This window comes from Providencia sp. 2024EL-00732 (genome assembly GCF_044006275.1).
Classification (GTDB): Bacteria; Pseudomonadota; Gammaproteobacteria; order Enterobacterales; family Enterobacteriaceae; genus Providencia; species Providencia huashanensis.
Genome location: NZ_JBIPDG010000023.1, coordinates 1 through 13271 on the forward strand (window position 1 = coordinate 1; position 13271 = coordinate 13271).

Annotated in this window: 9 protein-coding genes, 1 rRNA gene and 1 other annotated feature; of the genes, 7 read left to right on the plus strand and 3 right to left on the minus strand. The window is 40.7% G+C overall.

Annotation, left to right across the window (positions count from 1 at the left end; all coding sequences use genetic code 11):
• The first annotated feature begins 550 nt into the window (after window positions 1-550).
• The 3 genes from ACHB7C_RS20530 to ACHB7C_RS20540 all read left to right on the plus strand — a co-directional run bounded on the left by ACHB7C_RS20530 (window position 551) and on the right by ACHB7C_RS20540 (window position 4644).
• Entirely contained in the window at window positions 551-1645 is a 1095-nt protein-coding gene (locus ACHB7C_RS20530) for a 3-deoxy-7-phosphoheptulonate synthase (protein ID WP_395348443.1), read from the plus strand.
• A 13-nt stretch (window positions 1646-1658) separates the two neighbouring features.
• Window positions 1659-2780, plus strand: a complete 1122-nt coding sequence (gene tyrA / locus ACHB7C_RS20535) for a bifunctional chorismate mutase/prephenate dehydrogenase (protein WP_042848676.1) — start codon at window positions 1659-1661, stop codon at window positions 2778-2780.
• 316 nt (window positions 2781-3096) lie between these two features.
• Entirely contained in the window at window positions 3097-4644 is a 1548-nt protein-coding gene (locus tag ACHB7C_RS20540; RefSeq protein WP_129466806.1) for a methyl-accepting chemotaxis protein, read from the plus strand.
• 76 nt (window positions 4645-4720) lie between these two features.
• Here the strand turns inward: ACHB7C_RS20540 and pheA are convergent, their stop codons facing one another.
• The 3 genes from pheA to bamD all read right to left on the minus strand — a co-directional run bounded on the left by pheA (window position 4721) and on the right by bamD (window position 7557).
• Window positions 4721-5893 carry a bifunctional chorismate mutase/prephenate dehydratase gene (pheA, locus tag ACHB7C_RS20545; protein ID WP_042848674.1) on the minus strand — a complete coding sequence of 391 codons (1173 nt, stop codon included), beginning with the start codon at window positions 5891-5893 and terminating at the stop codon, window positions 4721-4723.
• Window positions 5894-5918: 25 nt separating this feature from the next.
• Window positions 5919-6040 (minus strand) — a sequence feature (Phe leader region).
• Window positions 6041-6180: 140 nt separating this feature from the next.
• Window positions 6181-6510 carry a ribosome-associated translation inhibitor RaiA gene (raiA, locus tag ACHB7C_RS20550; RefSeq protein ID WP_042848673.1) on the minus strand — a complete coding sequence of 110 codons (330 nt, stop codon included), beginning with the start codon at window positions 6508-6510 and terminating at the stop codon, window positions 6181-6183.
• A gap of 315 nt (window positions 6511-6825) precedes the next feature.
• A complete protein-coding gene (gene bamD / locus ACHB7C_RS20555; protein ID WP_042848672.1) occupies window positions 6826-7557 on the minus strand; it encodes an outer membrane protein assembly factor BamD in 732 nt (243 codons plus the stop codon).
• Window positions 7558-7695: 138 nt separating this feature from the next.
• Here bamD and rluD point away from each other — a divergent pair, with 138 nt between their 5' ends.
• The 4 genes from rluD to ACHB7C_RS20575 all read left to right on the plus strand — a co-directional run.
• Window positions 7696-8673, plus strand: coding sequence for a 23S rRNA pseudouridine(1911/1915/1917) synthase RluD (gene rluD / locus ACHB7C_RS20560; RefSeq protein WP_042848671.1), 978 nt, complete (start codon window positions 7696-7698; stop codon window positions 8671-8673).
• The gene (gene yfiH / locus ACHB7C_RS20565; RefSeq protein WP_217008433.1) at window positions 8673-9407 is read left to right on the plus strand and encodes a purine nucleoside phosphorylase YfiH; all 735 of its coding nucleotides are present in this window, start codon (window positions 8673-8675) and stop codon (window positions 9405-9407) included. Before rluD ends, yfiH begins: the two co-directional genes overlap by 1 nt.
• A 123-nt stretch (window positions 9408-9530) precedes the next feature.
• On the plus strand, window positions 9531-12104 hold the full coding sequence (gene clpB / locus ACHB7C_RS20570; RefSeq protein WP_042848669.1) for an ATP-dependent chaperone ClpB: 2574 nt from the start codon (window positions 9531-9533) through the stop codon (window positions 12102-12104).
• Between the two features lie 622 nt (window positions 12105-12726).
• Window positions 12727-13271, plus strand: a 16S ribosomal RNA gene (locus ACHB7C_RS20575); the annotation flags it as partial.

Here is a 13271-nt window from a genome sequence, read left to right on the forward strand (position 1 = left end):
AGCACTCATTCGCACTAGTCACATACTTGTGTATGCTCCTAGCGCCTCATTCCTTTGCCGCCTTGCTACACCTCGAACTATTTAGAATATAGCTGAGAGAGTTTATCTTAAGTCCTAGCTGTGTTGGGTGCGCTCAGCCACACAGGTCACATACCTATATTCGTCATATTTCAAGTTGTAGCTGTGTTGGCAGCACTCATTCGCACTAGTCACATACTTGTGTATGCTCCTAGTGCCTCATTCCTTTGCCGCCTTGCTACACCTCGAACTATTTAGAATATAGCTGAGAGATTAATCTCTTAATCTGTAAATAAATATTTACTAAAAATTGGTATTGAACTCTGATTTAAATGCTATAAATGTTAATTTTATGTAAATTAATATAATTATCAATAAATTGAATATATGTAAATTATTGTTTACACATATGGAAATATTTTACACAAATGGATTGAATTGTTTACGATGCATGGTATGTTATTAGCCATACACCCAAACACAATATGTAAACAATAAACTAAGCAAATATAAGCTAATAAGTAGGTAAAAAATGATCATGCAAAAAGATGTACTCAACAATGTGAATATTCAAGATGAGCAGGTATTAATTACTCCTGAGAGTCTGAAACAGAAATATCCTCTGAGTCACAGCAGCCTGCATACCATTGCGACATCGCGCCAAGTGATTGCCGACATCATTCACCAACGTGACCCTCGCTTACTCGTGGTATGTGGTCCTTGCTCAATCCATGATGTGGATGCCGCTATTGAATATGGTGAGCGCCTGAAAAAATTAGCCGAAGAATTAAGTGATAGCTTATATATTGTGATGCGCGTGTACTTTGAAAAACCTCGTACTACAGTAGGTTGGAAAGGTTTAATTAGTGACCCATTCATGGACGGTTCTTTTGAAATGGAAAAGGGGTTACATATTGCTCGTGATTTATTAACCAGCTTAGTCAATATGGGGCTGCCATTAGCAACTGAAGCATTAGACCCTAATAATCCACAATACTTAGGGGATTTATTTAGCTGGTCTGCAATTGGTGCTAGAACAACAGAATCTCAGACTCACCGTGAAATGGCATCTGGTTTATCTATGCCTGTTGGCTTCAAAAACGGAACTGATGGTAGTTTATCTACGGCAATCAATGCATTAAAAGCTGCTGCTATGCCTCACCGTTTTATGGGGATTAACCAATCTGGTCAAGTGTGTTTATTACACACAAAAGGTAATAGTAATGGCCATGTTATATTACGTGGCGGTAAAAAGCCTAACTATGAAGCTGAAGATATTGCAGCTTGTGAAGTTGAAATGAAAAAAGCGGGCTTAGCACCATCGTTAATGGTGGATTGTAGCCATGGCAACTCGAATAAAGACTACCGCCGTCAGCCACAGGTTGTTGATTCAATTATTGAACAAATTGTTAATGGTAATGAGTCAATTACAGGTATTATGTTAGAAAGCCATATTAATGAAGGTAATCAAACGTCTGAACAAGCACGTGATATGATGAAATACGGCGTCTCTGTGACAGATGCTTGCATTAATTGGCAAACAACAGAAACTGTATTGCGCAATTTGCATCAAGCACTGCTACCAGTGCTAGAACAACGCGCACAAAAACTGAGTAAAGTGAGCTGATCAGGGTATTGGTATGTCTGCTGAATTATCCCATTTACGGGAAAAAATTGATGAGGTTGATAAATCGTTATTAGATTTATTGGCAAAAAGGCTGCAATTGGTTGCTGAGGTCGGTGAGGTAAAAAGCTTACATGGGTTACCAATATACGTGCCTGAACGTGAATCAAGCATGTTAGCTGCTCGTCGTGCTGAAGCTGAGCGAATGGGGGTCCCTCCTGATCTTATCGAGGATATTCTTCGGCGGGTCATGCGTGAGTCCTATGCTCGTGAAAATGATAAAGGGTTCAAAACATTGAACCCATCAGCAGGGCCGATAGTCATTGTCGGTGGCGATGGAAAAATGGGGCGGTTATTTCATCGTCTCCTCACTTTATCGGGCTATCAAGTTAAGTCATTAACTGAAAATGATTGGTCTAAGGCCGAGTCGATTGTCGCGGGCGCTAGTATAGTAATGGTGAGTGTACCTATTCATTTGACGGTTCAAGTGATCAACAAATTACCCAAACTAGACAAAGACACAATCTTAGTGGATATCGCTTCTATTAAGCAGCAACCACTAGACGCTATGTTAGCGGCTCATGATGGGCCAGTATTGGGGCTTCACCCAATGTTTGGTCCTGATATTGGTAGTGTTGCAAAGCAGGTCTTTGCCTATTGTCATGGCCGTGGTGCTGGATCTTATCAATGGTTCCTTGAGCAGCTATTAGTTTGGGGAGCTAGACTGAAAGAAATTTCGGCAAAAGAACACGATAAAAACATGAGCTTTATCCAAGCGTTACGTCATTTTACGACCTTTACGTATGGGCAAAATTTAGCGAAAGAAAATATCGACTTGCAGCAATTGCTTGAATTATCGTCACCTATTTATCGCTTAGAATTAGCGATGGTTGGGCGGTTATTCGCGCAAGACCCGCAGCTATACGCAGATATCATTATGTCTTCTGAAGAAAATGTTGAGTTGATCCGTCGTTACCATCAGTTGTTAGGAAACTCAATTGACTTACTTGAAAGCAAAGATAAAGCGGAATTTATTCGCCAATTTAATCATGTTAGTGAATGGTTTGGTGAAGATGCCCACCATTTTATGAAAGAAAGTCAGTCGTTATTGCAAAGAGCGAACGATAACCGTAAATAATCATTCCTCGCCTTCTATCGTATTTCTTGCGGTAGGAGGCTTTATTTCTTCTGCGAATGCATTGTTATGCCTTACAAATACTAATTTTAGACAATCTAATTCTGATTATTTATTTAAAATAAGTAATTGTACTTACTTCTGTAGTTTCTCTCGAATAATATCCTTAGCTGCTCAAAAAGCAAGTTATCCACTATTTAATTCTAAATTAATCAATTTTTAAAATTGATATTTATAAATCGATCGATTTAAATGATAAAGGTTTGGCTGGCTTTACCGATAACACTAATCATTAAATGATGGCTAGTGTGGTAAACATATGTCTTTTAAGAATCTCAAAATCAGTATGAAGTTAACGATAGCATTTGGCGGGTTTGTTGCGCTTATTATCTTGAGCTCAATATTTTCTTTGGCAAACATGAACCGTGCAAACGAAGGAATGAAGCAGGTGCTTTATGAAAGCTATCCAATTGCATCGACCGCAGGGCAAATGATGGATAACTTTTATTCTTTTATTGGGATACAAGAGCTTATTTTGCTTGATGATAGAGGTAGCGATAAACGTCGTGAAGAACTCTCTAAAATTACACTTAAAATAACGGAATTACTGGAAAAACTGGAAAGTAGTGTAACGGATGATCGTTCTAAAGAAATATTGGCCGATCTACGGGGAATTCGTCAGCAATTCCATGCATCACAAGCCCGTATGAATACATTCTTGCAGCAAAATAATCGCCAAGCTGCAATTGATGAAATGATGACAAAAACCTCTAGTATTCAACGCGAATACCGTGAGCAAATTCAGACGCTAATGGCTATTCAAGACCTACAAATGCAAGAGATCGGTCGTAATGTGAATGCTGACTATGAAAGTAATAAGATACTGCTTGCGGTATTGTCGCTCTTCAGTATTGGGATTGGCTGTGTAGTTGGTTGGTTTATTACTACCATTATTACTCGCCCTCTAGAAAATGCAGTCCATTTTGCTCAAGCCATAGCAAGCGGCGATTTAACTAAAGATATGCAAGTAACCTCAAAAGATGAAACTGGTGTGCTGCTGCAAGCACTCAACGACATGAAGGGGCGTTTGTTAGAAATTGTCCAAGAAGTTCAACAAGGTTCGGAGAGTATTTCGGCTGCGGCAGGGCAAATTGTTGCAGGAAACCAAAATTTAGCGTCTCGTACAGAAGAGCAAGCTGCATCTGTTGAAGAAACCGCGAGCTCAATGGAACAAATTACTTCAACAGTCCAAAACACAACAGAGCATACTCACGAAGCAAGTATGTTGGCTGATCAAGCCGCAATCATAGTACAAAACAATGGTGATATGATGAGTCAAGTAACTAATAAAATGCGGGCTATCAATACATCATCGTTACAAATGACAGAAATTATTAATCTGATTGATTCAATTGCATTTCAGACAAATATTTTGGCATTAAACGCCTCAGTTGAAGCCGCTAGAGCAGGGGAGCACGGCCGTGGTTTTGCTGTCGTCGCTGGCGAAGTCAGGCTGCTAGCTCAAAAAAGTGCGGCATCAGCTAGTGACATTCGCGAGCTTATTGAAAATTCTTCATCCCAAACTCAAGACGGTATGGATTTAGTTGAAAAAGCCACTGATCAAATTTATGGAATGATTGACAGTGTAAAAGAGATGAACACATTACTACGAGAAATTGGCCAAGCGAGCCGAGAACAAAGTGATGGGATTGCACAGATTAATAGTGCTGTCGGGCAACTTGATTTAACAACGCAGCAAAACGCTAGCTTGGTAGAGGAATCTGTTGTGGCAGCAGACTCATTAAATGAGCAGGCATTCCACTTAAAAGAACTAGTGAATTACTTTAAAATAAAAGCTATTAATTAGTACAATAGAATCGTTGCAAATCTGATGATAAGGCTGCACAACTACCTGTGCAGCCAACGTATTTTGATATAGACAATTAAGGTGTGATCTTTTCTGGCTCAACGGGGACAACATTCTCTGATGGGTAACAACCCAATACTTTTATTGAGCGTGTAATTGCTGATAGCTCTTTTAAAGCTTGTTGCATATTTTCTGAACGCAAATTAGCGTGCACATCAACGTAAAACATCTCTTCCCAAGGTTTACCGTTAATTGGGCGAGATTCTAATTTACTCATTATTATCTGATTGTTTTTTAGAATAACCAGTGCATCAACTAAAGCACCTGCTTGTTGACCTGTAGTCATTAATAACGTGGTTTTAGCAGGAACTTGTTCTGTTACTTCAATCGGTTGTGGAGCGACTACAATAAAACGGGTCATATTTATCTGTTGATTGGCAAGGCTATGCTCTATTACACTTAAATTATATAAAGCCCCCCCAGCTTCACTGCCTAGCGCCGCGACGTTAGGTAAATTTTGTTCTGCTACCATTTGCATCGCAGTGGATGTGCTGTCGCAATATTTAATCTTCCAGTGGGGGTATTGTGCTAAATATTGACTACATTGTTGGAATGGTTGCGGATGACTATACACCGTATCAATTAAGCTTAAATCAGTATTGCCCGTTGTTAAAAGGCAATGGTTAATTGGTAGTCGAATTTCGCCAACAATTGATAATGTTGTATTCTGCAGTAAATCGTAAACATCATTAATTGCACCGGAACTGGTGTTTTCTATCGGTAAAATACCGTATTCAGCTTGCCCACTTTCAACCAATGAAAATATATCTTGGAATTTATGACAACTACATTCAACTAGTTGATCAAAATGGCGTGCAGAGTATTGACGAGCGGCGATGTGTGAGTAAGAACCTTTAGGGCCTAAAAAAGCAAACCTAGCCGTATCACTTGGCGTTAGATTTAAATGTTTTTGTAAAATGGCTTGTTGTGTGAGAACCGAGTCCTCGATAATCATCTGAAATAGACGAGTAATATAAAACCCGTCTAGTCCAAGGGGTTTGCCTTTATTAATCAAAACATCAAGGAGTTGGCGTTCGCGATCTTTATCTCGAATGGGGCGGTTATCATCAATCTTTGTTTCTGCCACTTCAACGGCATAACCACGACGTTTTGCCAAAAGGCCAAGTAATTCACTATCCAATTGGCTGATTTTCTCTCTTACTTTCAGTAGATTATTACTGTTATCCATTCTGCCCACCCTGTAAATATCATGATATAAAAAAGCCCCCTAGCTGGGGGCTTTCTAATCTTGTCTTCTTTTTTTCTCGAACGACAAAAGCCCCTTATTTAAGAGTCACTAAAAAAGAAGAAAAAAAAGACAAAATTAAGATTCATCTGCAACACCTATTATTAGACCTGTATTAAATAGACCCGATACTTAATAAGATGTCAATAAAAAAGGTTAAGAACACAAAAAAACGCGCCTATAGTAGGCGCGTTTACAAGGTTCAAGATAAGTTGATAGATAATATAAAATTATAACGTAACGAGGTTCGCTTCTTTTACACTATTGTTGGCTCTTCTTGATTCTCCTTTATGTTGCACTTTATTAAGTTGTCTTTCGAGTTTGTTAATTAGTTCATTAATTGCAACGTACATATCTTCATGTTTGGCGCTTGCGACCAGTTTACCTGTCGCTGTTTTTATGTTTGCATCAACCATGAAACCTTGTGGCTCTTTTGATAACACTACGTGAGTGTTAATGAGTGAGACTTGCCACTTATCAAGTTTTGTTAGACGGTTCTCAATGTGCTCGCGAATTGCTGGGGTAATATCCATTTGTTTGCTAGTAATGTTCACTATCATATAGTTACCTCTCATTGTTTCCGTCTTTGATGAGTCCAGAATACCTATTATCTCTAATAAAAAATTGATATAGATCACATCTAATTAAGGGGAGGGAGTCGGTACATTTGAAGTGTGATTTCACGTATAAAAGGGGTGAAAAAGCATTGCCAAAACGAGTAGATTAAGACAAACTGGTTAAGTTGGCTATCGATACGGCAAATAGTCGGAACTTTTTTTGGGTTAAAATTAAGCCAATGAAAGTATTGTTAGTCTCAAAATAGCAAACAAAGAAAAACAGCAGCCAAGGCTGCTGTTTAAGATTACTCGGTTATATTATTGTGGGTTTGCTGCAATAATATTCGCAACCTTAGTCGCTTCTTGATTTAACCCCATTTCTTTATAAGCAATTTCCATGTATGCCAAGGCATTACGTGTTGCTTCTGTGTCTGGGTAATCTTTTAGCATCTGTTGGACACGGTTAACAACCGCGACATAAGCCCCGCGTTTGTTGTAGTATTCAACCACGGAAAGGTCGAATTTCGCTAAGCGGTCTTTTAAGTAGACTAAACGCTTACTCGCATCATTTGAGTATAAACTGTTAGGATAGTAGCGAACTAATTGGCTAAAGTCCTTAAATGCAACGCGTGCATGTTGTGGATCTCTATCTGAACGGTCGATACCAAAGAGCCCTTGCAGTAAACTATCATCTAATGCCATAGCAGTAAGACCACGCATGTAAAGGACGTAGTCAATATTTGGGTGAGTTGGGTTCAAACGCATGAAACGGTCAATCGCAGCTATCGCCATTGGCAGCTCTGCTGATTTATAATATGCGTAAATGAGGTCTAATTGGACCTGCTGAGCATATGGACCAAATGGATAACGGTTATCGAGTGCTTCAAATTGTTTGATAGCAGCTTTAAAGTTGCCGTCCTGTAATTTTTGCTGACCCGTACTATAAATTTCAGCTGGGGAGCTATCAGGACTGACTTCATTGTTACTGGAGCAGCCGACTAAGACCAGACTTAACGTGGCAGCGGCCACCAGATTTTTCATACGTATCATCACGTGTAGGTTATCCTCTGAGTGTTTCGAGGGAGACTATCCATAAGGCTCCCGGCAAAATTCGAGTTACAATAGCATATATTTTAAATGAAACGGCTGTGCCGTCAAAATACAAACACCAAAAAAGTAGATTAATTTATGGCTCAACAAGTACAACTTAGTGCAACTATCGCTGAATCACAGCTTGGTCAACGTTTAGATCAGGCTTTAGCCGAATTGTTCCCTGATTATTCTCGTTCACGCATAAAAGAATGGATTTTAGCTGATAGAGTGCAGGTTAATGGCAAAGTTATCAATAAGCCAAAAGAAAAAGTTTTTGGTAGCGAACAAATTTTAATCGATGCCCTTATCGAAGAAGATAATCGCTGGGAGCCTCAAGATATCCCACTTAATGTTATTTATGAAGATGAAGATATCCTAATTATTAATAAACCACGTAATTTAGTTGTTCATCCTGGCGCTGGCAACCCAGATGGGACGATCCTTAACGCATTATTGTATCGTTACCCTGAAATTGCCGATGTACCAAGAGCGGGTATCGTCCACCGTTTAGATAAAGACACGACTGGCTTGATGGTTGTTGCAAAAACGGTTCCTGCGCAAACTCATTTAGTTGAAGCGTTACAACGCAGAGAAATTACGCGTGAATATGAAGCCGTAGCGGTAGGCCGCATGACTGCTGGTGGCATGGTGGAAGAGCCAATCTCACGCCATCCAACCAAAAGAACCCACATGGCTGTTCATCCAATGGGGAAACCTGCGGTGACACATTACCGTGTGATGGAGCATTTTAGAGCTCATACTCGTTTACGTTTACGTTTGGAAACAGGTCGAACTCACCAAATCCGTGTCCATATGGCTCATATTAATCATCCTTTAATTGGAGATCCTTTATATGGCGGTCGTCCGCGTCCATTAAAAGGCGCAACAGAAGAGTTCTTCGAAGTCATGCGTAGCTTTGATAGGCAAGCGCTGCATGCGACTATGTTGCGCCTGTATCACCCAATTTCAGGTATTCAAATGGAGTGGCATGCACCGTTACCGGATGATATGGTTAAGCTTATTGATGCCTTAAAGGCAGATACTGAACTTCACAAAGACGATATGGACTGGTAATGAGCATATTGATTTTCCCTGACTGGCCACAGCCTAAAAGTGTATCAAGCTGTAGTACGACCCGTGCTGGTGGTGTGAGCCTACCACCTTTTGATAGCTTAAATTTAGGTGATCACGTTGAGGATCGCTTTGAGGCCGTCAGTGAAAATCGCCAACGTTTAGTTAAACTTGCTCAATTACCGCAACAACCGGTGTGGCTTGAGCAAGTACACGGTACCCGCGTGCTTCATCTTGATGGCAGTAAAATCAAGAATAAACAAGCTGATGCGGTATATACCAATCAAAAAGGTCAGGTTTGTGCAATCATGACCGCAGACTGTTTACCCGTGCTTTTTTGTAATATGGCAGGTAGTGAAGTCGCAGCGGCACACGCGGGTTGGCGAGGTTTATGCAATGGTGTACTTGAGAATACGGTGAGCCAATTTGCCAGCCCAACAAATGAAATTATGGCATGGTTAGGGCCTGCGATCGGAGCTGAGAAATTTGAAGTTGGCGGCGAAGTGAAAGACGCATTTGTTAATCAATCGTCTGATTTGGCCTCAGCTTTTACTCCCCATAATGGAAAATATTTAGCCGATATCTATTTATTAGCACGTAAAAAACTGAGTACGATGGGAATTAATGCCATTTATGGTGGTGATTTTTGTACAGTAACGGATGAAAACAGATTTTTTTCCTATAGACGTGAAGGAAAAACGGGCAGAATGGCCTCTCTAATATGGGTATCTAACTAATTTTAGAGTTATAATCTAAATTAACAAATATAATAAAAATAATCCCATGCAAAACTTGAATAGTTAAAAATAGACCTCATTTAGTAACCAGTAGCAAATTTAATCTCATTTATCGGAGGTGTTATGCGTCTGGACCGTTTAACTAATAAATTCCAGCAAGCTCTCGCTGACGCCCAATCATTAGCCCTTGGGCGCGAAAACCAATTTATCGAACCAATTCATCTATTAAGTGCCTTGTTTAATCAAGACGGTGGCACTGTTCGTCCTTTACTGACAACACTAGGCGTTAATGCTGTGCAGTTTAAGCAAAAGATTGAAGATGCATTGGAACGTTTGCCTCAGGTGCAAGGTGTTGCGGGGGATGTTCAACCATCAAGTGACTTAATGCGTCATTTGAATTTATGTGACCAATTGGCACAAAAGCATGGGGATGAATTTATCTCCTCAGAATTATTTCTTATCGCCGCTTTAGAAGCCAATACAACATTAGCAGACATGCTCAAAGCAGCAGGTGTTAATAAAGATAACTTAATAAAGGCAATAGAACAGATGCGTGGTGGAGAAAAAGTGAATGACCAAAGCGCTGAAGACCAGCGCCAAGCTTTGAAAAAATATACTGTCGATTTAACCGAGCGAGCAGAACAAGGTAAATTAGACCCTGTGATTGGTCGTGATGAAGAAATTCGTCGTACGATCCAAGTGTTGCAGCGCCGTACTAAAAATAACCCAGTACTTATTGGTGAACCCGGTGTTGGTAAAACTGCGATTGTTGAAGGTTTAGCTCAGCGTATTGTTAATGGTGAAATTCCTGAAGGGTTAAAAAACAAACGTGTACTTTCACTCGATATGGGCGCACTAATTGCTGGCGCTAAATACCGTGGTGAATTTGAAGAACGTTTAAAAGGCGTTTTGAATGACCTTGCAAAGCAAGAAGGTAATGTCATTCTATTTATTGATGAATTACACACCATGGTTGGTGCTGGTAAAGCTGACGGTGCAATGGATGCCGGCAACATGTTAAAACCTGCGCTAGCTCGCGGTGAATTACACTGTGTTGGTGCGACAACGTTAGATGAATATCGCCAATATATTGAAAAAGACCCTGCGTTGGAACGCCGTTTCCAAAAAGTCTATGTCGCAGAACCGTCAGTTGAAGACACTATTGCGATTTTACGTGGTTTGAAAGAGCGCTATGAGCTACATCACCATGTACAAATTACTGACCCAGCAATTGTCGCAGCGGCAACATTATCCCATCGGTATATTACCGATCGTATGCTGCCAGACAAAGCTATTGACTTAATTGACGAGGCTGGTGCAAGTTTGCGTATGCAGATGGATTCAAAACCTGAATCCTTAGATAGACTAGAACGTCGGATTATTCAGCTTAAACTCGAGCAGCAAGCTCTGAAAAAAGAATCTGATGACGCAAGTAAAAAACGTCTTGAAATGTTAGAGGAAGAACTAACAGAGAAAGAACGTGAGTATTCTGCGTTAGAAGAAGAATGGAAAGCAGAAAAAGCATCTCTTACTGGTACACAGCATATAAAAGCTGAACTAGAGAATACACGTATAGAGATGGAAAAAGCACGCAGAATGGGCGATTTAGCTAAAATGTCTGAATTGCAATATGGCCGCATTCCAGAGCTTGAAAAACAACTTGAAGCCGCAACGAAAGCGGAAAATAAAAGCATGAAGCTTTTACGTAACAAAGTCACTGACGTTGAAATTGCTGAAATTTTAGCGCGTTGGACTGGGATACCTGTATCAAGAATGCTTGAAAGTGAACGGGAAAAACTGTTACGTATGGAGCAGCAATTACATCAACGTGTTATTGGTCAAGATGAAGCGGTTGTTGCTGTATCTAATGCGATTCGTCGTAGTCGCGCAGGTTTATCTGATCCAAATAGACCTATAGGTTCATTTATGTTCTTAGGGCCTACAGGGGTCGGTAAAACTGAGCTGTGTAAGGCGCTGGCGAACTTTATGTTTGATAGCGATGACGCAATGGTGCGTATCGATATGTCTGAATTTATGGAAAAACATGCGGTATCGCGTTTAGTGGGTGCGCCTCCAGGTTATGTCGGTTACGAGGAAGGTGGATATTTAACTGAAGCCGTTAGACGTCGTCCATATTCTGTTATTTTATTGGATGAAGTTGAAAAAGCGCATCCAGATGTCTTCAATATTTTATTGCAAGTACTGGATGATGGGCGTTTAACTGATGGTCAAGGTAGAACGGTAGACTTCCGTAATACGGTAATTATCATGACATCTAACTTGGGTTCTGACTTAATCCAAGAAAGGTTTGGCATGATCGGTTATTCAGAAATGAAAGATATGGTAATGGAAGTGGTATCCCATAGTTTCAGACCTGAGTTTATTAACCGTATTGACGAAGTGGTTGTATTCCATCCATTAGGTAAAGAGCAAATTACGAATATTGCTAATATTCAGTTAGCTCGTTTATATAAACGTCTTGAAGAACACGGCTATGAAGTGACAGCGACTCCAGCTGCACTTGAGAAAATTGGTGAGGCAGGTTTTGACCCAATCTTCGGTGCAAGGCCATTGAAACGTGCTATTCAACAAGAAATTGAAAACCCTCTGGCACAAGAAATTTTGTCAGGTAGGTTATTACCGGGTAAACCTGTCATTTTAGATGTAGAAAATGACGAGATAGTTGCTAAGCAGTAATTGATATTATTATAGAATCAAAAGGTGGCTAATATTAGCCACCTTTTTTATATCAAATTACGTATAAAACCGCATTTTTTGCTTGAGAATTGGGCGTAAAGTATAAAATATAATCACTTGAGGTTTTTTTTTCAAAAAACACTTGCCAGATTTTTCTGACTCCCTATAATGCGCCACCACTGACCGGGAACAAGACAACGCAAAGCGCGATGAACACTGAAACGGCAGCGAGAGATTCTGAAAAGAAAAAGCAAAAAATTGCTTGACTCTCACAGAGGAAAACGTATTATACGGCTCCTCGCGACAACGACCTCGAAGTCGAAAATCAAACAGATTTAGTCGCAACGCTCTTTAACAATTTATCAGACAATCTGTGTGGGCACTCACAGGACACTATCAAAAAAATATTTGATTTTAAGTCTTGAAGAGTGACTAACACGTTAATTCATATATATGAAATAAGGTAGTAACGCTTATTTTGGAAGGATAACGCGAAGGCAAGCAGAGATAACCCGAGACAGTACTTAGGTACGGCGAGGGGAAGCGATGTGAAGCCGACAACGTTAGCCGAACAAAAGAACGTTACGGTCAGTAAGACATTCTTTGAGCATCAAGCTACTTTTAATTGAAGAGTTTGATCATGGCTCAGATTGAACGCTGGCGGCAGGCCTAACACATGCAAGTCGAGCGGTAACAGGGGAAGCTTGCTTCTCGCTGACGAGCGGCGGACGGGTGAGTAATGTATGGGGATCTGCCCGATAGAGGGGGATAACCACTGGAAACGGTGGCTAATACCGCATAATCTCTTAGGAGCAAAGCAGGGGAACTTCGGTCCTTGCGCTATCGGATGAACCCATATGGGATTAGCTAGTAGGTGGGGTAATGGCTCACCTAGGCGACGATCCCTAGCTGGTCTGAGAGGATGATCAGCCACACTGGGACTGAGACACGGCCCAGACTCCTACGGGAGGCAGCAGTGGGGAATATTGCACAATGGGCGCAAGCCTGATGCAGCCATGCCGCGTGTATGAAGAAGGCCTTAGGGTTGTAAAGTACTTTCAGTCGGGAGGAAGGCGTTGATGCTAATATCATCAACGATTGACGTTACCGACAGAAGAAGCACCGGCTAACTCCGTGCCAGCAGCCGCGGTAATACGGAGGGTGCAA